Origin of the sequence: Streptomyces sp. SJL17-4, assembly GCF_036826855.1 — a bacterium.
Classification (GTDB): domain Bacteria; phylum Actinomycetota; class Actinomycetes; order Streptomycetales; family Streptomycetaceae; genus Streptomyces.
In genome coordinates this window covers 1,145,365-1,165,828 of record NZ_CP104578.1, presented here as the reverse complement: position 1 = coordinate 1,165,828, position 20,464 = coordinate 1,145,365, and the positions used below count along the sequence as shown (strand labels likewise).

Here is a 20,464-nt window from a genome sequence, read left to right as displayed (position 1 = left end):
GTCGGACCGGACACCTGGGCACGTTCGGATGGTCCAGACACGGTGGCCTGGCTGCTCAGCTGCATCAGGCCGCCCCGCGTTCGATCGCGAGGGGGTCGGCGGCCGCGTCCAGGACGGCTTCCAGCACGTCGACCTGTCGGCTCAGCCGGAACAGGTCCAGACGGTCCAGACAGGACGCGATCAAGTCCGCGTGCTGCTGGGTGCCGGCGATCCGCTGGAGATGGGTCAGCCGCTCGATCACTTCGCTGCCGGTGCTGACGATCAGCTCCTCGGGCACGAAGTGGTCGGCATGCACGATGTCGGCAGGGGCGAGTGGAAGGCAGCCGGCGAGCACGGCCTCGAAGATCCGCTGCGTCATCTGCCCGACGGCCGCGTACGTCTCGGGCAGCATGAGGATGGTCGCCAGCGACCTGCCATAAATGCCATGGACCGCCTCGAAGGGGAGCCTGCCGAGGAACCGGACGTGCGGCCAGCGGCCGGACTTGGTCCACTTGCCTCCGACCAGATGGTCGAAGCACGCCGCGGCCGGTGCGAAGAAGCGGTCGAAGTGCTCGTCACGGTGGTACTGGTTGCCGACGTACCCGAGGACGAGGTCACGAGGCCTCTCGGCGAGCGCGACCGGATCGGCCTCGGCGAGCAGACGGTCGTCGACGGGGAAGAGCAGGCGCTGCGCCCCAGGCGTCGGTTCGAGGGCGGCCTCGCAGATGGTGACATGGGGGACGCGCCGCCACACGCTTTCGCCCCGGAGCTTGCGGTCCTTGTCCCAGATCGCGGTCGGCGTCTTCCTGCGCACGGTGTAACGGGTGACCAGTTCGGCCTGGCGATGCAGGTCGCACGTGTGGCCTTCGGCGCCGCACGGTGTGGTGTTGCGTCCGTCGATCGCCCAGCGCCACTCCAGGAACAGAGCGTCGATGTCCGGGCTGCCGCTGTGGAAGGTGTAGGCATTGCCCAGGTCGTCGCCGGCCTCGATCAGGTCGCGGTTGGCCTGGAGGAAGACGATCTCGTGGCCGCGGTCGAGGAGGGCGTCGATCAAGGGGCGGCGGTGGCTGCGGCCCCCGTCCGGTGTGTCGGTGATCCCGTTGCCGAGGAAGCCCCAGAAGCTGTATCCGATCCTCACTTGGTGATCCACCGTCCTTCCAGCAGCAGGGCGTCCAACCCCGAGTTGGCCAGGCAGTTGAGCGTCATCTCCGGTGTCCCGCAGATCGGCTTGCCCTTGACGTTGAGCGAGGTGTTGATCAGTACCGGAACCCCCGTGCGCCTGGCGAAGGCGCTGAGGACCTCGTGCATGAACGGGTTCTGCGAGCGAGTGACGGTCTGGAGACGGGAGGTGCCGTTGGCGTGCACGATGGCCGGCACCAATTCGCGCGCCTTGTCGGTCACGCCGGAGGCCATCGACATGTACGGCGCCTCCTGGCCGAGGGTGAAGAACTCCGAAGCACGCTCGGCGAGCACCATCGGGGCGAAGGGACGGAACGGCTCCCGGAACTTCACGGAGTCGTTCAGTCGCTTGATGACGCCCGGCTCCCGAGGGGAGGCGAGGATCGAGCGGTTGCCGAGGGCACGGGGGCCGGCCTCGACGCGGCCCTGGAAGAGCCCGACGATCAGACCGTTGGCGAGCTGCTCGGCGAGGAACTCGACGGCCTCGGCACCGAGGGCCTTCTCCTGAAGGCCTGGCCATGGCGTGAGGTCGAGGGGCGTGTCCTGGAAGGACGGGCCGAGGTAGCAGGCCCGGGTGACGCCGGACACGGGCTGTGGGGCGCGACTGTCGTGGTGTACGGCGATGGCGGCGCCGATCGCGGTGCCGGCATCGCCAGGGGCGGGCGGCACGAAGACTTCGTCGAACACGCCGGCCTCGATGATGCGGCCGATGCTCACGCAGTTCGTGGCGACGCCGCCTCCGACGCACAGACGTCGGGAGCCGGTGATGGTCCGCGCTCGGCGAGCGAGATGCAGCATCACCTGCTCCGTGCGCTCTTGGAGGGCTGCGGCCAGGTCCCGGTGCACGTCGCTCAGCGGCTCGCTCGGGTGGCGTTCGGGGCACGTCTCGTCGATGAACCGGCGAGTCGTCCTCGGATAGCCCGAAGTCAGCACCCGCGGGGGAAAGTAGAGCGGGTCGACGACGAAGCCCGTGGGGGTGATGCGGACAGCGCGGGCGAAGAGTTTCCGGAATCGCCCGGGGTCACCGAGCGCGGCGAGCGCCATCACGGTGCCCTCCTCGTCACCACGACGCCATCCCAGGTGCTCGGTGACAGCGCCGTATACGTACCCGAGTGAGGCGGGATCGTTGATCGCCTCCAAGGTGCGAGTGCGTGGACGGAGCGCGTCGTGCCCTCGGGCGATGGTTGTCGTCTGCCGCTCGCCGAGGCTGTCCACCACGAGCACGGCGGACTCGTTCCACCCGGAGGCCGCGAAAGCCGTCAGCTGATGAGCCCTGTGATGCAGGACGGGGGAGACGCGTGCGGCGGGGAACCGCCGGCCGATGTCGCGGACACGGAGCTGGGTGCGCATCGACACCTTGGCGAAGCCACGGGCTCGCGGCACCGCCCGGTCACGTGTGGTCGGTGACAGCGCCAGACGCAGCGCGGCCGGGGATTCGAGCAGGTAGCGGGCGGGCTGAAAGTTGTAGGCCACGGCGTCGACGTCGGTGGCGGACAGCCCGGTCTCGCCGAGCAGCCACTCGACGGCGTGGCGCGGGTAGTCCTTGGTGTGCTTCTTCTGTGACAGCCGCTCCTCCTCGACGAAGCCGACGAGCTGCCCGTCGACGAGCAGCGCGGCGGCGGAGTCGTGGGTGTACGAGCACAGGCCGAGGATGACCGAGGGTGTCTGGTCCACGGCCGCCGTCACCGTGCACCAGCCGACGCATGCGCGGGTGAGGAGGTGGAGCGACGGTTCAGCTCGTCGTACCAGGCGATCACGGCCTGGCCGAGGGGCCCGTCGATCTTGCCGGCCAGGGCCGTCGCGTGCTCCCGCCGACCACCCTTCCAGATCTGGTAGCTGCGCAGGGTCTCGGACATGCCGTCCCAGCCGGCGTGCCCGGTCACGTCCCCCATCTTGACCTGATGGAGGAGGGCGTCGAATCCCTCCCACGGGGTGGTGAGGTCCGGCATGTCGACACTCGCGACGATCGAGGTCAACTCATCCGCCTGGACGAGGTGGTTCTCGTAGATGTGCAGGGAGCCGACGTGGTGGTGGAAGTCGCCCAGCTCGGCGCCGATCCAGCCGGCCACCAACTCGTGCAGGACCGTGTAGAAGAACAGGTCGTACGGCAAGCCGATCCACACGTCCTGGCCGCGCATCGTCGTCGACATGTGCAGGTGACCGTCACGCAGGTAGAAGCGGAAGCCGAGTGTGCAGGGAACGTCCTTGTGGCCGGCGGCGTCCCGGGCCGGGTCGTAGAGCTGGATGAGGGCTCGACGGGAGTCCGGGTCCTGCTTGAGGATCGCCACGACGCGGGCCAGCTGGTCCACGGTGCCCGCCCACTTCCGCATCCGCGGTCCGTAGGCGCCGCGCAGTACTCCGTCGTCGGCGTACTGCCGGAGCTTCGCGTTGTAGTCGAAGATCCAGGGCTCGTCCGAGCCGGAGAGGATCCAGACGGTCTCGGCCACTGCGAACGCGGGGTTCAGGATCCTGCTCGGCGGCGCGTGCAGCAGGCGGGCCCGCGGACGGGTGAGCCGCATGTGGACGTCGAGGACCTCACGAGTCGCCATGCCGCGCGGGCTGACGCTCTCGCCGGACTTGGCCAGGGTGACGGCACCGACGAAGAGCTCGGCGATGCTGTCGGCGGTCAGGGAAGTCATCGGGCGGAGACTCCTTCGTTTCGGAGGTGTTCGAGCGGGTTGCCAGATGTGCGGCTGACGATGAGTTGCGCGACAAGGGCGGCGCTGTCGCCGCCCCAGCGGCACACCGCGTCCGTCGAGGCGGGTTCGGCAGCCGTGTGTGCCTTGGGGAGTGTGGAGAGCGCGTCGGCGACGTCCCCGGGGGTGGTGCAGCGTCGCGCGAGGCCGTGAGTAGCAAGCCCGAGCGTGCGTTCTTCGGCGGTGCCGATCTCCAGGACCGGCACGCCCAAGAGGGCGGCCTCGATGCCACACGTCGAATAGGCGCTCGCCACGACGTCGGCACCGGCGAGACAACCCCGTGCCCCTACCTGCGGATCGGCGACGGCCACGAGCGGCCTTCCGTCCCGCTGCATGAGCGAGGCGAAGACCTTCGGGCTCTGCGCCGGGTGTGGGGCGATGACCAGGCCCCATTCACCCTCGGCCTTCCACATCCCGTCCAGGAGGAGGTCGGCGTGGGCCTTGAGCCGGTCGGGACCGAAGGGTTGGCAGGCCCAGACCATGATCCGGTCGGGGCTCCGCCCGTCTCCGGGGACCAGCAGCTTTTCCAGGTATCGCCTCTGGGTACTCCGCTCGACGCCTGCGAGGACGTCGAAGCGGGGCTGCCCCAGCACATGGACCTCGGCGTCCGGGTGCCGCGCCCATGTCTTGGCGAGCGGGGCGTCTCGATCGCCCATGATGACGATGTCCCGGCTGTGCAGCGCAGGCCATGCGACCGACTCCGCAGTCCAGGCCCCGTGCTGCACATTGACCGTGTTCACGCCAGTGCGGTCGGCCAGGTGGACGGTGAGCGCGCCGACGGGGCTGGTGTCGTTACTGACGAGCAGCGTGTGCGGACGAGAGGCCTTCAGAACACCGCTCAGCCACGTCTCCAGACGGACCACGGAGCGCCACGACGGCTGGGTGCATCCCCCGCTCGTCTCCAGCAAGACGGCCAGGAGACGGACCAGACGCGAGAGCCGGACAACGTGTTCCTTCACCTGGACGACGTGCTCGTCGTCCCACAGCTGCAGGTGCTCCACGGCTCCGGACAGGGCGAAGAGGCCAGGGGGAGGCGTAACGAGCCGGATGCCCTCGACGGCTGGGGTGTCGCAGCGTTGCGCCGGGTCCGTGGCGAGATCGACGAGGAGACTCGTCCGGCCACCACCTGTCAGGTCTTCGAGCACCGGGAGCAGAGTGGCCGCATGGCGGGACGACCACGAGAGCGCGACGACGCCGGTGCGTGGCAGCGCCGACGGAGGTGGGCTCGGTACCCGGGTGTCGACGCGCACCGGTTTCAGGTTGCTCAGCTGCGCCGTACGGAAGGGGTTGTACAACGCAGTTGCCCCGAGCAGATAGGCGATGCCGGACCACGTGACGGTGTAGGCGCGGTACTCCCGGGAACTGCTCTCGCGAAGCCCGACGAGTCCCTCGTGGGGAGCGATCTTCAGCGGGCCGGGCGCCTCTCTGAACGGCTCCCAGGCGCTGAGGGCCATCAGCCTGCGTGCGACTTGAGCCACCAGGCGACGGACCGGTACGTGCTGCACATACAGCCACCCGGCCCCGCCTGGTGTCGTCCTGAGATCGGCCCCGTACCACTGGAGTGCGTCCATGACACGCTCGACGAGCGCTTCGTGCTCCTGTGCGTCCAGAGGCAGGGCCTCCAGCTCGCTGGTCGTGATCCGGTCGGACGCCAGAGTCGCGAGCGCGCCATCACCGACCAGTGCCCACGCGGGCTGTCCGTTGGTGTCGGCTCGCACCAGACCGTGGACGTGGCGAGGGGGCGTGGTCACAACAGGCTCCCTTCGAGGAAGGGGCCGGGGGCTAGGAGCCTCAGTAGGTCCTTCGGGGATTCGGCGACCACGGGGGAGGGGGAACTCGGGCAGCCGTATCCCCAGCCGGCGTGGACGTACGGGACTCCGGCGCGGCGGGCGGCTTCCTGGTCGACCGCCATGTCGCCCACGTACACGGCGTCGGCGGGATCAACGCCCAGGTCAGTCAGGGCGAGGAGGACCGGGTCCGGCGCGGGCTTGCCGCGTCCACCACCGTTCGGTGTGCGCACCGTGGAGAACGGGCAACCGAGGTTGGTCAGGAGCGGGGCCGCCCGCTCCAAGGGCTTGGACGTGACGACACCGAGGCGCCAGCCGACGGCGACGAAGACGTGCAGGACCTCCACGGCGCCGTCGAACTCGAGGGCGTGGTGGGAGGCTGCGATCGACGCCTCGTCGTACGTACGGTGAAACCGCTCGGACTCGGTGAATCCGAGCCGCTCCATGATGTCGGCGAACGGCCGGCCGAGGTGGCGCTCGTACTCTTCGAACGGTACGTCGAGACCGTGCTCGTTCTGGACTTGCTGCCATGCGCGCTCCATGACCGGACGGGTGTCGAGGAGTACGCCGTCGAGGTCGAGGAGCAGCGCCTTCGGAGGCAAAGGCGAGGGCAGGAGCAGGGTGGACATGAGGTAACTCCGGTGAAGGGATCAGGGAGTGAGGGAGGTATTGGGGCGTTTCACGAAGGCGATCACCCGCTTGCCGTTTCCGTCCTGCTTGGGACATGCGGTCCAGGCGTCGGCCACGGCGGACACCAGGAGCAGGCCACGTCCACCAGTCGCGTAGGGGGAGGCGATCTGCGGGACGGGCAGCTTCGGGGAGTTGTCCTCCACCTCGATCCCCACGACGCCGGCCTGGAGGGCGAGCGTCAGAGTGAACTCGTCCCGGTGCTGGCGATGCTTGGCTTCCTCAACGCAGTCGTGGTGCGCGAGACGACAGCCGTGGCGCTCGGCGTTCGTCGCGAGCTCGCTGACGATGAGCACGACGTCGTCCAGCAGGTCCTCCGCACCCCAGGCGGTCAGAACGTCGCGGGTGAAGCGGCGTGCTGTGCCCGGGGCCGTGTCGTCGGCGGCGAACGTCAGGCACTTCTGGTGCTGCGGGGCGTCAAGGATGCTGCCCAGACCGTCGATGCGGCGGCTGCCCAGCAGGAGAAGTTCCCGGTCGAAGTTCATGACGTGGTGCTCCCCGAGTTCGGCGTCGAGGCCGATTCGTCTGCTACCGGCGGTCGGGCCCCTCGTACGAGCAGAATCTCCGTGCCGGCTTCGTGCAGCCGCTGCCGGCGGTGAGCCGCTATGGCCCTGGGGCCCAAGTGGGACGGGGCGGGGAAGACGATGCCGTACGGGCGAGTGGCCGCGACGGCGTCGAGCATGCCCGTGAAAGCGCCCGACGTCGCCGCGCAGCGCTCCATGTACACACCGCCCAGCGTCAGTTCGTGGCGGCGGCAGTAGTCGGTGATGGTCTTGGCGAGCGCCTGCTGGCGGCTCGCGGAAACCCCGACGAGCCGCAGAAATCCGAAGACGATCGGGCCCGTGACGTTCCGCTGTTCCGTAAGGGGCTCCATGGTCATGACCACCCATCGGATCGGGAAAGGGGGACACTCCGAGCCTGGTCGCCACCTTGCGATCGGGGAATCCACGTCTGTCCCACTTCTGTCCCACAACCGCCCCCGGCGCGGTCGCCACGTGCTTCGATGGCATCGGAAAGGAGTGGCACGTGGCGACCGTTCACGAATGGACCGGCCTGGAGGCGCTTGCCCTGCGCAGGGCCCTTCGGCTGAGCGTGCGCCGCTACTCCGAGCACCTGGGCATCGCGGTCAACACCATCAGCAACTGGGAGAAGTACCGGGACAAGAGGCGGCCCAACACCGAGAGCCAGGCCATCCTCGACACCGCGCTGGCCCGGTCCGATGCCGCAACCCATCTGAGATTCGAGACGGAGCTCGCGAAGCTCTCCGCAGGACCAGGGGAAGGGGACGCCGGCGAAACGGCGCGCGTCACCATCCCCCGGCCTCGGGCCTGGGAGTACGAATCCTGGACGGACGACCTCGAACGCGCGGTCATCGCACTGTCCCACCAGAACTTCGCGTTCGCCGACGATCTTCTACGGCGGTGGTCGTCGAGCTACCGGCCCTCGGAGCTGGACGAGCGAGGCACCTACCTTCTCGCCCGCTCCGTCGCCCTTCAAGGCGATCTCAAGCGGGACCAAGGGGCAGTCGTAGGCCCGCTCTCCGCCCAGCGGTGCTACGCCAACGCCCGCTCGCTCTACACCGAGTTGGCGATTCCGCGACGTGTGGCGCAGCTCGACCTCTCCCTGGCGGTCGTCACCGAGATGTCCGGTGCGCTGGACACTGCGGCTCGGCAGTACGAGGACCTTGCGATCGACGAGCGGTTATCCCCGCGAGACCGCGCCCGTGCGCGCCTGTGGGTGGGCACCGCCCTCAGCAAGGACGGTAACCACGACTACGCGGTCCGGGTGATGGAGGAGGCCATTCGCGAGTTCGAGGGCCTGGCCGAGCAGGACGACTGGTCCGTCGCGCAGCAGAAGCTCGCCCTGGCCCACCGCGGAACCGGCAATCTCGACGCGGCCCTGCGCCTCATCGACGTGGCTCGCAGTACAGGCATCACCGATGCGCCCATGCAGCGGGTACGGCTGGACACCGCGTACGGGCACATCCTCCTGTCCGACCGCGCGACCCTGGATGATGGGTTACGCGTCCTCGACGACGCTGCCAAGCGGGCGGCCCAGTACGGCCTGACCCACCAGCTCCGCAGCATCACGGACATCCGGAGGACGGCCGATGGGCCAGCCAGCCCTTCACCACGTTGACCAGGGAGACGAACGAGTGACCGACAACCAGCCGGCCATCAACGACGAGCAGATCCGCAATGCCAAGCTGGTCTGGGACTACCACCAAATGGGTCACGACCTGCGCCCTGTCGACGTCGCCATCGGCCTCGGCAGCCATGACCTCGGCGTCGCAGCCTTCTCCGCGGAGCTGTATCGGGCTGGGCTGTTCCCCACCCTGGTGTTCACCGGCGGCAACAGCCCCACCACCGCGAAGGTCTTCCCCCGCGGCGAAGCCGTTCACTTCTGCGAGCACGCTCTCACTCTCGGCGTGCCCGACAGTGCGATCCTGGTGGAACCGAACGCCGGCAACACGGGTCAGAACATCGAGCTGTCCCGAGAGCTCCTCGCCTCCGCCGGCCTCACCCCGAAGTCGGTGCTCCTCGTCTCCAAGCCGTACATGGAGCGACGCTCCTTCGCCACCGCCCGCAAGCTGTGGCCCGAGGCCGAAGTGCTGTGCGCCTCCGAACCGATGGAGTTCGACGACTACTTGAAGAGCATCGGCGACGAGAGGCTCGTCATCGACATGCTCGTCGGCGACCTCCAGCGCATCATCGAGTATCCGAAGCAGGGCTTCGCGATCGAGCAGGACGTCCCGGAGAACGTGCATGCCGCTTACGAAGACCTCATCCACGCCGGCTTCACCAGCAGGCTCATCGGCGCGTGAAACAGCCCCGGGAGGATTGGTAGCGATTCACCAGCCCAACCTCTTCCCCCGGCTGAGCACCCTCGCGAAGCTCTTCGCGGCGGACTGCTGGATCGTCCTCGACGACGTCCAGTTCGCCCGCCGCGACTTCCAGCACCGCGCCCGTCTCGGAAGCATGTCCAGTCCGTCCCGGCTCCAGTGGCTCTCGATTCCCGCCCACCTACCCGACGGCCGGTCCACCCTCATCAGGGACGCGGTGGTGGTCGACCCGCAGCTGGCTCGTCGGCGCACCACCCACATGCTGACGCAGTACTACTCGAGGAGTCCGGATTGGCCGATACTCCGAGACGGGCTGGACTCTGTACTTCAATGTTTTGACACCGCGAGGGTGGCCGCAGTCGCCGAGGAATCCACGAAGGTCTTGCTCAGGCTGCTGGGATGGAGGGGGCGAATCCTGCGCAGCAGTTGCCTGCCGGCTCGGGCGGAGCGCTCACAACGGCTCGCAGACCTCACAGCTGTCAGCGGTGGGCGCGGCTACCTGTGTGGAACCGGCGGCATGAGTTACCTGGTCACCGCGCCGTTCGAAGCCCACGGATTGAGCGTTGTGCCTTTCGTGCCCCCGAAGGACGGCTTTTGGAGGGACGCACGCGAAGCCAGCTCCGTGCGCCCCCTCATGACTGCAGGGATTGCAGCGGTGGCCGACGAACTACGAGCCGTCGCGTCCTGCCACCGGTCGCCCGCGGGCTGGGCGTGAGACGTGCTGCCTCTGTCCTGTGCCCTTGCTGTTCGCGAGCCCAGCGCGGCGTGATCTGAGGCTCTCAGAGCCGTGTGGGGCGGAGGTCGGTGGCCTCGTCCACCCTCGCCGTAGCAGCGCATCCGGCCGACCCGGCATCGGCGAGTCCACCCTTGCGCACACCGTCGCCTACTGCCCTCGAGCAGAGCCCCTCGCCGGGTCTCTCCGGAACGCGCCACTACTTGCAACCCTGGCCTGGACTTCTAGGGTTCGCCCTGACCGGACGGCTGCGACCTCGCGGAGTGTGGGGACCAAACTTGGGGACCGGTGTCTGGCGCATGCATCTTGTGTCGGGCGACTGGGAGAACGCGACCGCATCCCACCCCTCTCCCACCGAACCCCCGGCCGCCGCATCCCCACCGACGGCACCGAGTGCACCACCGACCCCCGCATCCGGCTCCTCGGCTACGACGACTGGACGGGCCCGGCGGCAGCCGCCCTCGTCGGCGTGGGCCGCACGGCCCGAGAGGCGGCCTGGACCCTTGCTGAACGGCTGGGACAGCTCCTCGCGGCGGGGTTCTCGCGAGGAGCCCGATTACAGGATGTCCTCGTCGTGCTCTTCGTCGAGTCCCAGCTCCGCATCGGTGAACGGCTCGCCCAGGTCCGGCAGGGAGAAAAGCCCGCCACCTGTACTTTCAACGAACCTGACGAACCGGTCGACGGGCCTGTGCAGCTGCGCCTTTTCGAGCGTGGTGCGGCAGGCGCGGCAGCGCCACGGCCGTCGGAGCGTGCTCCATTGTGCCCGGGCGCAGCCGGGGCAGGTCACGAAGTAAGTCGACGGACCGAAGGGTGTTTCCCAGTTGGCATAGCCCCTTCTGGGGCGATGTCCGGTCTCCGTCCAGGGGGAGGGCAAGGCCGGCCTACCCAGCAGGACGAGCTCACCGCCGGGCCATCGGCAGGTGCAGGTGCCCTCGCATCGGCAGGCACGCGTCCGAGCCAGCTCCTGCGTCTTCTCAGTGCGGGTCATGTCCCCTGTAGTGGTGTAACGGCGCCGGGTTGATCTTCTGGGTGGGGGTAGATCGAGTCCATGCCGCCTTTGGGGAGGTAGCTGCGGGGGAAGGCGATCCATTCGTCGTGCATCTCGATGAGGACGGCGGTGGTGAGGCGTTCGAGGGCGTCGGGGTTGGGGAAGATCTGGACGACGTCGACGCGGCGCTTGATCTCGCGGTTGACCCGCTCCAGGGGGTTGGTGGACTGGAGTTTCTTCCAATGTCGCTCGGGGAAATCCGCGAACGCGGTCAGGTCGGTCTTGGCCTCCAGAAGCATGTCCCTGACCTTGGGGAACTGCCGTCCGAGCATGTCGGCGACGGTGTCGAGCTGGGACCGGACGGCCTCGGCGGTGGGCTGGGCGAAGATCGTGCGGATCGTCGCGGCCACCATCTCGCCGGAGTCCTTCGGGATCACCGAGAAGACGTTGCGCAGGAAGTGAACGCGGCATCGCTGGTAGGCGGCGCCGAGCATGACCTTGCGGACGGCCGCGACCAGGCCCAGGTGGTGGTCGCCGATGACCAGGCGGACTCCGCTCAGGCCGCGGGAGCGGAGCGAGCGCAGGAACTCGCTCCAGAACACCTCGGTCTCGCTGTCGCCGACCATGAGACCGAGGACTTCGCGGCCGCCGTCCTCGGTGATGCCGGTGGCGATGACCACAGCCTGGGAGACGATCTGGTGCTCGACCCTGGCCTTGCAGTACGTCGCGTCGAGGTAGATGTAGGGGAAGCGGGTGTGATCCAGGGGCCGGGTGCGGAAGACGGTCAGTTCCGCGTCGAGGTCGCCGCAGATCCGGGAGACCTCGGACTTGGAGATCCCGCTGTCCCCGCCCAGGGCTTTGACCAGGTCGTCCACGCTGCGGGTGGACACGCCGTGCACGTATGCCTCCATGATGACGGCGTAGAGGGCCTGGTCGATGCGCCGCCGGCGCTCCAGCAGAGACGGGAAGAACGACCCGGTGCGGACCTTGGGGATCGCCAGGTCCAGGTCGCCGGCCTGCGTGGTCAACAGCCGCTCCCGGTGCCCGTTACGCCAGGTCGTGCGGCTCTCGGTGTGCTCGCCGGGCTCCGCACCGATGTGGGCAGTGGCCTCGGCTTCGATGAGTTCCTGCAGGATCCGCTGGGCCAGGACCCGCACCAACTCGATTCCGTCCGCCGTACGCAGTGCTTCCATGAGGCGGAGTAAGTCATGCTGGGACAAGGCCATCGCGTCACCTCTCTCAACGAGCGTCTCTACTCGGAGAGTTGCGCGGTGGCCGCCCCACGACCAGGGGCTATTCCTTGATCGCTGCTACACCACGCGGCGGGACACCATCTCAGTGCGCGGTATCCCGGGACCTTTGACCTCGATCCAGGTGCCGAGATCGGGCAGCCAGAAGTCCGGGAGGTACAGGGCGCCGGGCTCAAGGCTGATGGTCTCGGGTTCGTACTGCCATGCGATGCCGTTGACGTCGAGGGTGGCCGCCCAGTCGGCTTCGAGCCGCGACCGGAACATGGTGTTGCCGTAGACGGTCGGAACCGCATCTATGGAGGGATCGTTGCCGTCTGCTTCGTTGATCACAGGGGCTCCTGTTCAAATGTCGGCGACCGACTGCAATGCCTTGGAGTGTGCTGTGCGGACACTCGAAGGCGGGTGGCCTCTTGGGTCCATCACGTGGCACCTCAGCGATCCCCGTAAGGAGCGCGGGCCTCAAGGTCCATGATGATGTTGGACCAACACTCCGCTGCCTGGCTCGGCATCTTCGCCGTCGCGGTCTTCATGGCGTCAATGATCTCTGCATGGTTCTGCTGGAACGTCAGTGACCAGGACGCTGCTGCCAGCACGCTGGCGAGTTCGGTGAGGACGCGCTCGGGTACGGAGTGGTGTTGCAGCAGTTCTGCTGCGCAATCTGCGCTGGCAGGAGCGTAGGCATCCGCCTGGCCGTCCGCGTTGATGAACAATTCCAGGACTGCGCCTTCCCGGTAGGGGTCCGGCCACCTCTCCGGGTGAATCGCGCACGCGCGGATTCCGTCGATGCGGACGGTGAAGGTTCCGTTCACGGTCCGTTGGCCGACTGTGACTCCTAGGCGATGTTGCTCCGGTCATCGCTGACTGCTTCCCACTGATCATCCTGGATCCCCTGTGCACGGGGAAGAGGCTCATGCAGCAGACTCTTGATCACTTCCCCATTGTCCCTGACCTGCCGTTCGTCGCAGCACGATGTAAAGCAAGGGGTGGTCGGTGCAGCGCGTTTCGTTGTCACCCGTCGCCCCTCTCGGTCGTGGGCCGGGGGCAGAGCAGACAAGGTGGAGTCAAGGGAATGGGCGGGGTCCAGGGAGCGGCGCACGCATCTCCAGAATCGTTGGACCCACCCCCGTCGAGGAACCGTCAGGCACCCCGGCACACTCTCGGTTGTAGAACCCTCGACAAAGGATGACGCGCATGATCACGTTGACCAAGGAAGACGGCCCGGCGGACCTGGACGGAGTGACCCATCTGTCCATAGGCGTGTCCTGGGACCCCACCGCCGGCAGCTCCGGCGGAGTGCTGGGCAAGCTGCGCCGCAAGACCGGCACCGACCTCGACCTGATCGCCGTCGCGATGCAGGGCGGGGACCCGGTGCGCCTTGCGGGGCTCGACTCGCTCGACCCCATGGGCAACGGTGCGCTGGTCCACAGCGGCGACAACCAGACCGGACACGGCGACGGCGACGACGAGACGGTCACCGTCGAGTTCGCCCGCATCCCGGCCAACATCACGGCGATCGTGTTCGTCGCCGCCGCGTACAAGAAGGGCAGCTCCTTCCAGAAGGCCCGCAACATCAGCTTCAAGGTCTACGACGCGACCGGCGGTAGCTCGCAGCAGGTCGCCGACATCTGGCCGAGCCTGCTCACCCAGGACAACGGCTGCGCGGTGGCGAAGGCGATGCGCGTCGGCGACGCGTGGAAGCTCGAAGTGATCAATGCGACGGGGAAGGTCAAGCAGGGGGACGAGCACGCCCTGATGCGTTTCGCGGTCAGCAAGTAAGAGATACGGGGGTTGTGGTGAGCCAGGTGCTCTATGGCGAGCGATCGTGGAATCCGCTGGCGCGGACGGTCGAGCTGACCGAGGAACAGCTGCGCAGGGGAGGCAGGGTCACGGCGCTGAGCGAGTTGAACCTGGGCGCCATGGCGGAGGCCTATCAGCGCGGGAACTGGCTCGGTGGCGGAGGGGCCGAGCGCCCGCTGGAGCGGCTGGCACAGGGGCCCGGGATCGTGCCGGTGACCCGCGTCACCGGCACGAGTGCGCCGGTGAGAGTGCGGCATGCCGCCGACTTCGCACGGGAGCTGGGGGAGTTGGCCGTGCGGTTGAGCGGCGGGCCTGAGGGGGTGAACGCTCTGGTCGGCCGAGCCTGGACCGAAGGCGTCCCGTTGTGGATCGCACGGCGGTACGCGGCGGGGCCGGCCGGGCCGATCGCCGTTGCGGTGGACCGGCGCCTGGTACGCGTGGACGTCTGGGGACCACAGGCTCCGGTCGTGCGCATCCGGGCACCGCACGGCTTTCACAGCGACTCCGGCGACCCGGCCAAGGGGCTGCGCCTGACCGTCGGCGACGTCGCCGCCGACCTCAGGCTGACGAAGAAGCTGCGCAAGTCGAAGAGCTCCGTCGAAGTGACCCTGGCGGGGCGGCGGTGGCTGTTGCGGCGGTCCACCACGATGAGTTCGTGGCTGCTGCGGGACGAACAGCGCGTCGCCCTGTTGACGCGGCCGCCGCGCCGGCCGGCGGTCGAGCCGGGTTCGATCCTGCTGCCGCTCGCCCCCGTGCGTTACGAGGGTACGGACCCGCTGGACGCCGTCATGGCGCAGGTCTTCGCGGTCGCGTTCGGCCTCGGGGACACGACGGGCCTGGCGCGGTTCCGGTCGCAGCGGCGCCACGCGGACGGTGGTGAGCCGGTTGGGGCCGACGTGGACTGGGACCGTTCGTGGTTCAGCAACCTGGGCAGCGGCGGCGACGACAACGAGCCCGGCGGCGGGGACGGCTGGGGCTCGGACGGTGGCGACTCGGGCGACTCCGGCGGGGGCGACGGTGGAGGCGGGGATGGCGGAGGCGACTAGCCGGCTGCACCGCGGCGGTCTTCGGTGCTACCCGCCGGGCAAGGCTGTGCTCCCTGTCTCACCGCCGCGCACTGCCGCCCGTAGGCCGACTGCCTGATCACTGAACCGTGTCGTGAGTTCCTGAGCGCTGTGTACGGAGTGGGCGGCGTGGTTCATGATGGGCCCGCTATGCCGTGGACGAGCTGCCCCCGCTCCGCGCGTCGCCCCGGCGGGGAACCGGACGGCGACGTGCCGGGGCGTGTTGTCCGCGCGGGACTGTTCAGCGGTGTCAGTACGGGCCTGGCTGTTACCGGACATCACCTGGCGTCCGGGCACACGGCGTCCTGGACGGCCGGCCTGCTGGGTGGGGCACTCCTCTTCTTGGCCGCGCTCCGGCTCGTAGGCCGCCCGGCTTCGCCGGCTGCCACGACGGCGGCGACAGCGGGCGCGCAGGCGCTGCTCCACTGCTGGTTCGGCTGGGTCGACGGTCCAGCCGCGCACTATGCGCATGCGTCGCACGGTAGCGACGCCGTCTGGCACGCCGGACACCACGGCATGTCGATGAGTGTGGTGCACCTCGTGGCGGCCCTGCTGGTGGGGTGGCTGATGCAGTGCGCAGACGCGGCCGTGCGTGGTGCCGTCGCAGCAGCCGTGCACCGCGTGGCCGACGCCGTCACCGAACTCCTCGTACGGCTTCTCTCGCCAACGCGCTTCCTGCGGCCTCCGCCCGCGATCCGCCAGGTACGACCTCGGTCGCGGTCGCGTGCGTATCCGTCCATGGTGGTGCTGGCCCACGTCGTGGTGCGTCGGGGGCCACCGGCCGGACGGCTCGTCACCGTCTGACCGAGGGCGTGCTCCGGCATGCCCGCACACCCCACACACCACGGAGTAGACCGTGCACCGCATTCTCCGGGCCCGTGCCCCGTTCGTCACCGCCGCGACGCTCGCCGCCTCGCTCGCGATGACCACCTCCGCCTTCGCTCACGTCGAGGTCGAGGCCGAGAACCCCCGGGCGCTCGCCGAGAACATCGAGCTGTCCTTCAACGCCGAATCCGAGTCGCCGACGGCCGGCATCACCAAGCTGGAAGTGGTCCTCCCCGAAGGGATCAAGCCCTCCGACGTCGCCTACAAGAGCGGCCCGGCAGGCTGGCAGCTGACCCCCACCGACCGCGGCTACGCCGTCTCCGGCCCCGCCGTCGAGGCCGGCCGGGACGCCGCCTACAAGGTCGTGATCCGGCAGCTGCCCGAGGCCAAGTCGCTGGCGTTCAAGACGCTGCAGACCTACAGCGACGGCCGTGTGGACCGCTGGATCGAGCTGGAGGAGTCCCACGGCGACGGCGGCCACTCGGGCAGCCCCGCTCCCGTCCTTGAGCTCGGCCCGGCCGCACCGGGCGCCAAGCCGGTCGCCCCGAGCACCACGCCGGCCAGCCCTGCGACTGCCGCCCCCACGAGCGCGGCGCCGACAACCCCTGCCGCATCCGACGCCAAGGCCGGGGCGAAGGCGTCGGAGGCGGAGGAATCCTCGCCGAACACCGTACTCATGATCGTGGGCGTCCTCGTCCTGGCCTCGGTCACGGTCGGCGTCTTGTGGTGGAACCGGCGACGTGGCCGCGCGGACGGCTGATTGCGCCCTGCGATAAGGAAGGGGTGCGTCGCTGGTGGGCGGCACACCCTGCCACGAGGGCGGCCCTGTTCAGTTGAGCGGGGCCGCCCCGCGCCGCTTCAGCATGTCCGTCATCAGGTCGATCTCCTCGCGCTGCCCGGCGACCATGCCCTCAGCGAGCCGCACGAGGAGCGGGTCCGCGCCGAGGTCGGCGTAACCCTGTGCCATCGCCACGCCGGCCTGATGGTGGCGGATCATCAGTTGCAGGTAGAGGACCTCCGCGTTCTTGGCGGGTGCCTTGCTCAGCCGGTCGAGTTCCGCGCGACTCGCCATGCCCGGCATCAGGACCTCGCCGCCGTGGCCGGAGTGCTGCCCGTGTCCCATCCACGCCATCGGTGCCGCGCTGGTGTGCACAGGAAGGTCCCAACGCTGGAGGGCGCCGAGCATCATGCCCCGCTGGTTCGACTGCGTGGTGATGATGTCGTACGAGAGGTAGCCGACGTCCTTGACATCGCTGCGCGAGCGGACGAGGAAGGACATCTCGACCGCCTGCGCATGGTGGATGGACATGTCCCGGGCGAACCCCGCGTCGGCGGAGTCGGACGCCGGGGCAGCGTGGCGCGGCTCCGCGGAGGCGGTCGTTCGGCCCAGGGCGACCGCGCCGACGAGCAGGACCGCGAGCCCGGCGCCCAGCAGCACGTGGTGCCACCGCACCCGTGGGCCGGCGGTGGTCTCGGATATGTCGGCCGGGTCGAGGGGAACGGACTCGGTCACGCGAGACTCCTGTGGGGTGGTGAACGGCCGAGTGTTCGGCCCGAGCGCACCCTATGCGTTGCGGCTTCGCCGACGGCATCCTGCCTCGAACGGAGGACGAGACCCTGCAGAAACGTGACGCCACGTATGTGGAGCCTTACTGTGTGTAGGTGATCGACTACCGGCGAGCATGGGTGCGGAGCCTGCGGCGGTGCCGCGCCGTACTGTTGCCCGTCCTGGTGGTCCTGATCGCCGCGCATGTCGCGGGAGCCAGCCACAGCGCCGCCTTCTCCGGCCCCCACGTCTTCTTGGACACGGCCTGTCCCCACGCGGCGGCCCCCGTGGAGCCGACAGCTGCCTTCGCGGAACATCCCCCAACCCACGGACACGGGTCCGGAGACCACGTCGATCACGCCGTGGACCGCCCGCGCCCGGCCGCCATCGGGGCGGAATCCCAAGCGCCGCCAGTCGAGGAGCTGGCCCCGCAGCCTGCCGAGTTCGACCCAGCTCTCGCCGGAGCAGCCTCGCGGCCGGCTTCATCCTCTGCGTCCCGGCAACGACGATCCGAGCTCGCGACCCGCTGCGTCTGGCGTCAGTAGGAGCTCTGCGCACCTCTCTTCCCGCCGGCCCGACAGCCCGCCAGGAGGAAACGGTGCCCCGCGCCCTACTGACCACCGTCCGTCCCCGCGTCCTGCGCCGGGACGTGAAGGAGCACGCTCCCATGAACCGCCATTCCCTGCTCGACGACCTTGGGCCGCTCGCCCCAGCGTCGTTCGCCCCCGTTCCGCCCGTCGTCCGCCGGCCCGCCCAGCTCGTCGGCGCCACCCCCGTCCTCTGGATCGACCAGTTCTTCGCCCCGCCCGGCCGGGGATTCTTCGCCAAGCTGGAGGGACGCAACCCGGGCGGCATCAAGGACCGCCCTGGGCTGCACATGATCCGCCAGGCCCGGCTGCGCGGTGAGCTGCTGCCCGGTGCTCCCGTGATCGAGTCCTCCAGCGGCACCCTCGGCCTCGGCCTGGCACTCGCCGGGCTGACGTACGGGCATCCGGTCACCGTGGTCACCGACCCCGGGATGGAGTCGTCCCTCGTACGCCTGCTGACCGCACTCGGCGCCCACGTCGACCAGGTTGAGCGACCGCATCCCACCGGCGGCTGGCAGGCCGCCCGCCGGGAGCGGGTTTCGGCGCTGCTGTCCGCGGCGCCCGGCGCGTACTGCCCGGACCAGTACGCCAATCCCGACAACGTCGCCGCCTACCGGCCGCTGGCCATGGAACTCATCGCCCAGCTGGGCCGGATCGACGTCCTGGTCGCGGCGGTCGGCACCGGCGGCCACTCTGCGGGTATCGCCGCCGGACTGCGGGAAGTCGCCCCTGACGTGAGGCTGATCGGGGTGGATTCGGTCAACTCGGCGATCTTCGGACAGCCCGCCGGTCCGCGCCTGATGCGCGGGCTCGGCTCCAGCATCCACCCGGACAATGTCGACTACGCGGCGTTCTCCGAAGTGCACTGGGTCGCGCCCCGGGAAGCGGCCCGGGCGTGCCGTCGCCTCGCCCGCCGGCACTACACCTCCGGCGGCTGGAGCGTCGGCGCGGTCGCCCTCGTCGCCGGCTGGGCGGCCCGCACCATGCCGCCGGGGACGCGCATCGTGGCCGTCTTCCCCGACGGCCCGCATCGCTACCTGGACACCCTCTACAACGACGCCTGGTGCGAGGAACACGGACTTCTCGATGGCGAGGTGCCGGAGGAACCGGACGAGATCGCCATGCCCGACGAGTGCACGGTGACCGGCTGGACCAGGTGCTCGGATGTGCGTGACCCCTTGGCCCGCCTCGCCGAACGCCCGGCGGGTGCGCGATGAGCCGGCTGTCGGCGCAGTTCGCGTCGTTCGGTCCGGCCGTACGGCTGCTGATGGTGAACCAGTTCGGGATCAACCTGGGCTTCTACATGCTGATGCCCTACCTCGCCGACCATCTCTCCCATGGGCTCGCAATGGCGGCCTGGGCGGTCGGCCTCGTCCTCGGCGTACGCAACCTCTCCCAGCAGGGCATGTTCCTCGTCGGCGGCACGCTCGCCGACCGCTACGGCTGCAAGCCCATGATCTTGGCGGGCTGCGCCCTGAGGACCGTCGCCTTCGCCCTTCTCGGCGTGGCCCAGTCCCTGCCCGCGCTCGTCGTGGCCTCGGCGCTCACCGGCCTCGCCGGGGCCTTGTTCAATCCGGCCGTACGTGCCTATCTGGCCGCCGAGGCGGGGGAGGAGCGACGGGTCGAGGCGTTCGCCGTCTTCAACGTCTTCTACCAGGCCGGCATCCTTGTCGGGCCGCTCGCCGGCCTTGCTCTGCTGGCCCTCGACTTCCGCGCGGTGTGCGTGGTCGCCGCAGCTGTCTTCGGCCTTCTGGCTGTGCTCCAGGCGCGGTCCCTGCCTGCCCGTCCGCCGGCCGACCGGAACGCGCGCTCCGCGGTACGCGCGGTGCTTGCCGACTGGCGGTCCATCGCTGCCAATCGGCCGTTCCTGCTGTTCGCGTGCGTCATGTCGGGCTCGTATGTGCTGGCCTTCCAGGTCTACCTGGCGCTGCCCCTTCGGGCGCGTGAGCTGTTCGGTGGACAGGCCGGTCTGGTGACGGGGGCGGTGTTCGCCGCCTCCGCACTCGCGGCCCTGTCGGGACAGCTGAAACTCACAGCCTGGGCCAAACGCACTCTGACCGGGCCGAAGGCCATCGCCTGGGGACTCGCCGTCATGGGGCTCGCCTTCTTGCCGGTGCTGCCGACTCCGGGAACGGGGCCGGTGGGCACGGTGGTCGGGGTCACCGCCCTCGCGGTGTGCGCGGGGCTGCTGGCCTGGGGCGGCGCGCTGCTCTATCCCTTCGAGATGGACACGGTCATGCGCTTGTCCGGCGAGCGCCTGGTGGCGACCTATTACGGCGCCTACAACACCGCCTCGGGCGTCGCCATCGCTGTGGGCAACCTTGCTATCGGTGCTCTCTTCGATACGGGCATCGGCTGGCTTCCCTGGGCGGTGCTGGCCGCGACCGGTCTGCTCTGCGCGGGAGCCGTCGTCGCCCTCGAACGGGGCGGCACCCTCACCCGCGCGGAAGCCGAACCCGAAGTCGGAACGGATACGGCGGTCGGCGCGAACAGCCGCTAGTCCG

At 69.2% G+C, this 20,464-nt stretch carries 21 protein-coding genes; 9 read left to right on the top strand and 12 right to left on the bottom strand.

All coding sequences use genetic code 11. The annotated features are described in order from the left end of the window. Positions 1-64 precede the first annotated feature (64 nt). Genes N5875_RS05105 through N5875_RS05075 form a run of 7 tightly spaced genes read right to left on the bottom strand, consistent with a single transcriptional unit; the run spans position 65 to position 7,208 of the window. Positions 65-1,117, bottom strand: coding sequence for a hypothetical protein (locus N5875_RS05105; RefSeq protein WP_318209449.1), 1,053 nt, complete (start codon positions 1,115-1,117; stop codon positions 65-67). Next, positions 1,114-2,832: a carbamoyltransferase C-terminal domain-containing protein gene (locus N5875_RS05100; RefSeq protein WP_318209448.1), complete on the bottom strand. Its 1,719-nt coding sequence runs from the start codon at positions 2,830-2,832 to the stop codon at positions 1,114-1,116. Before N5875_RS05100 ends, N5875_RS05105 begins: the two co-directional genes overlap by 4 nt. Positions 2,833-2,840: 8 nt before the next feature. Beyond that, positions 2,841-3,797 carry a thymidylate synthase gene (locus N5875_RS05095; protein WP_318209447.1) on the bottom strand — a complete coding sequence of 319 codons (957 nt, stop codon included), beginning with the start codon at positions 3,795-3,797 and terminating at the stop codon, positions 2,841-2,843. Then, positions 3,794-5,605: a hypothetical protein gene (locus N5875_RS05090; protein ID WP_318209446.1), complete on the bottom strand. Its 1,812-nt coding sequence runs from the start codon at positions 5,603-5,605 to the stop codon at positions 3,794-3,796. Before N5875_RS05090 ends, N5875_RS05095 begins: the two co-directional genes overlap by 4 nt. Next, on the bottom strand, positions 5,602-6,270 hold the full coding sequence (locus tag N5875_RS05085; protein ID WP_318209445.1) for an HAD family hydrolase: 669 nt from the start codon (positions 6,268-6,270) through the stop codon (positions 5,602-5,604). The genes N5875_RS05090 and N5875_RS05085 overlap by 4 nt, the downstream gene beginning before the upstream one ends. Before the next feature lie 21 nt (positions 6,271-6,291). Continuing rightward, on the bottom strand, positions 6,292-6,813 hold the full coding sequence (locus tag N5875_RS05080; protein ID WP_318209444.1) for an ATP-binding protein: 522 nt from the start codon (positions 6,811-6,813) through the stop codon (positions 6,292-6,294). After that, positions 6,810-7,208 carry a hypothetical protein gene (locus N5875_RS05075; RefSeq protein WP_318209443.1) on the bottom strand — a complete coding sequence of 133 codons (399 nt, stop codon included), beginning with the start codon at positions 7,206-7,208 and terminating at the stop codon, positions 6,810-6,812. The genes N5875_RS05080 and N5875_RS05075 overlap by 4 nt, the downstream gene beginning before the upstream one ends. Positions 7,209-7,354: 146 nt before the next feature. Here N5875_RS05075 and N5875_RS05070 point away from each other — a divergent pair, with 146 nt between their 5' ends. From N5875_RS05070 to N5875_RS05060, 3 genes are read left to right on the top strand one after another with little or no spacing between them, the layout of a single operon-like run. Further along, positions 7,355-8,467: a hypothetical protein gene (locus N5875_RS05070; RefSeq protein WP_318209442.1), complete on the top strand. Its 1,113-nt coding sequence runs from the start codon at positions 7,355-7,357 to the stop codon at positions 8,465-8,467. A 16-nt stretch (positions 8,468-8,483) separates the two neighbouring features. After that, on the top strand, positions 8,484-9,152 hold the full coding sequence (locus tag N5875_RS05065) for a YdcF family protein (protein WP_318209441.1): 669 nt from the start codon (positions 8,484-8,486) through the stop codon (positions 9,150-9,152). 16 nt (positions 9,153-9,168) lie between these two features. Continuing rightward, positions 9,169-9,885 carry a WbqC family protein gene (locus N5875_RS05060; RefSeq protein ID WP_318209440.1) on the top strand — a complete coding sequence of 239 codons (717 nt, stop codon included), beginning with the start codon at positions 9,169-9,171 and terminating at the stop codon, positions 9,883-9,885. Positions 9,886-10,459: 574 nt separating this feature from the next. On the opposite strand, the gene N5875_RS05055 is transcribed toward N5875_RS05060, so the two are convergent. The 4 genes from N5875_RS05055 to N5875_RS05040 all read right to left on the bottom strand — a co-directional run bounded on the left by N5875_RS05055 (position 10,460) and on the right by N5875_RS05040 (position 12,950). Next, positions 10,460-10,690, bottom strand: a complete 231-nt coding sequence (locus N5875_RS05055; RefSeq protein ID WP_338492053.1) for a hypothetical protein — start codon at positions 10,688-10,690, stop codon at positions 10,460-10,462. Positions 10,691-10,887: 197 nt separating this feature from the next. Beyond that, on the bottom strand, positions 10,888-12,084 hold the full coding sequence (locus N5875_RS05050; RefSeq protein WP_318209439.1) for an IS256 family transposase: 1,197 nt from the start codon (positions 12,082-12,084) through the stop codon (positions 10,888-10,890). A gap of 117 nt (positions 12,085-12,201) precedes the next feature. Beyond that, positions 12,202-12,471: a hypothetical protein gene (locus N5875_RS05045; RefSeq protein WP_318209438.1), complete on the bottom strand. Its 270-nt coding sequence runs from the start codon at positions 12,469-12,471 to the stop codon at positions 12,202-12,204. 101 nt (positions 12,472-12,572) lie between these two features. Then, positions 12,573-12,950 (bottom strand): hypothetical protein, encoded by a 378-nt coding sequence (locus N5875_RS05040; RefSeq protein WP_318209437.1) that lies wholly within the window; start codon positions 12,948-12,950, stop codon positions 12,573-12,575. Positions 12,951-13,332: 382 nt separating this feature from the next. Between N5875_RS05040 and N5875_RS05035 the strand changes: the two genes are divergently transcribed. The 4 genes from N5875_RS05035 (at position 13,333) to N5875_RS05020 (ending at position 16,587) form a co-directional block, all read left to right on the top strand. Continuing rightward, on the top strand, positions 13,333-13,917 hold the full coding sequence (locus N5875_RS05035) for a TerD family protein (protein ID WP_318209436.1): 585 nt from the start codon (positions 13,333-13,335) through the stop codon (positions 13,915-13,917). A 17-nt stretch (positions 13,918-13,934) separates the two neighbouring features. Further along, on the top strand, positions 13,935-14,984 hold the full coding sequence (locus N5875_RS05030; protein WP_318209435.1) for a hypothetical protein: 1,050 nt from the start codon (positions 13,935-13,937) through the stop codon (positions 14,982-14,984). 540 nt (positions 14,985-15,524) lie between these two features. Continuing rightward, positions 15,525-15,806: a hypothetical protein gene (locus N5875_RS05025; RefSeq protein WP_318209434.1), complete on the top strand. Its 282-nt coding sequence runs from the start codon at positions 15,525-15,527 to the stop codon at positions 15,804-15,806. Positions 15,807-15,858: 52 nt separating this feature from the next. After that, a complete protein-coding gene (locus N5875_RS05020) occupies positions 15,859-16,587 on the top strand; it encodes a DUF1775 domain-containing protein (RefSeq protein ID WP_318209433.1) in 729 nt (242 codons plus the stop codon). Positions 16,588-16,656: 69 nt separating this feature from the next. On the opposite strand, the gene N5875_RS05015 is transcribed toward N5875_RS05020, so the two are convergent. Further along, positions 16,657-17,340, bottom strand: coding sequence for a DUF305 domain-containing protein (locus tag N5875_RS05015; protein WP_318209432.1), 684 nt, complete (start codon positions 17,338-17,340; stop codon positions 16,657-16,659). A gap of 700 nt (positions 17,341-18,040) precedes the next feature. Between N5875_RS05015 and N5875_RS05010 the strand changes: the two genes are divergently transcribed. Together N5875_RS05010 and N5875_RS05005 are read left to right on the top strand one after the other, a co-directional pair. Then, on the top strand, positions 18,041-19,177 hold the full coding sequence (locus tag N5875_RS05010) for a pyridoxal-phosphate dependent enzyme (protein ID WP_318209431.1): 1,137 nt from the start codon (positions 18,041-18,043) through the stop codon (positions 19,175-19,177). After that, positions 19,174-20,460, top strand: coding sequence for an MFS transporter (locus N5875_RS05005; RefSeq protein WP_318209430.1), 1,287 nt, complete (start codon positions 19,174-19,176; stop codon positions 20,458-20,460). Before N5875_RS05010 ends, N5875_RS05005 begins: the two co-directional genes overlap by 4 nt. Positions 20,461-20,464 lie beyond the last annotated feature (4 nt).

What these genes read in the sequence shown, in the direction of transcription:
- N5875_RS05095 (WP_318209447.1), bottom strand. Translation starts at nt 3,797, where the DNA reads ATGACTTCCCTGACCGCCGACAGCATCGCCGAGCTCTTCGTCGGTGCC.
- N5875_RS05085 (WP_318209445.1), bottom strand. Translation starts at nt 6,270, where the DNA reads ATGTCCACCCTGCTCCTGCCCTCGCCTTTGCCTCCGAAGGCGCTGCTC.
- N5875_RS05080 (WP_318209444.1), bottom strand. Translation starts at nt 6,813, where the DNA reads ATGAACTTCGACCGGGAACTTCTCCTGCTGGGCAGCCGCCGCATCGAC.
- N5875_RS05075 (WP_318209443.1), bottom strand. Translation starts at nt 7,208, where the DNA reads ATGACCATGGAGCCCCTTACGGAACAGCGGAACGTCACGGGCCCGATC.
- N5875_RS05050 (WP_318209439.1), bottom strand. Translation starts at nt 12,084, where the DNA reads ATGGAAGCACTGCGTACGGCGGACGGAATCGAGTTGGTGCGGGTCCTG.
- N5875_RS05035 (WP_318209436.1), top strand. Translation starts at nt 13,333, where the DNA reads ATGATCACGTTGACCAAGGAAGACGGCCCGGCGGACCTGGACGGAGTG.
- N5875_RS05025 (WP_318209434.1), top strand. Translation starts at nt 15,525, where the DNA reads ATGAGTGTGGTGCACCTCGTGGCGGCCCTGCTGGTGGGGTGGCTGATG.
- N5875_RS05010 (WP_318209431.1), top strand. Translation starts at nt 18,041, where the DNA reads ATGAACCGCCATTCCCTGCTCGACGACCTTGGGCCGCTCGCCCCAGCG.
- N5875_RS05005 (WP_318209430.1), top strand. Translation starts at nt 19,174, where the DNA reads ATGAGCCGGCTGTCGGCGCAGTTCGCGTCGTTCGGTCCGGCCGTACGG.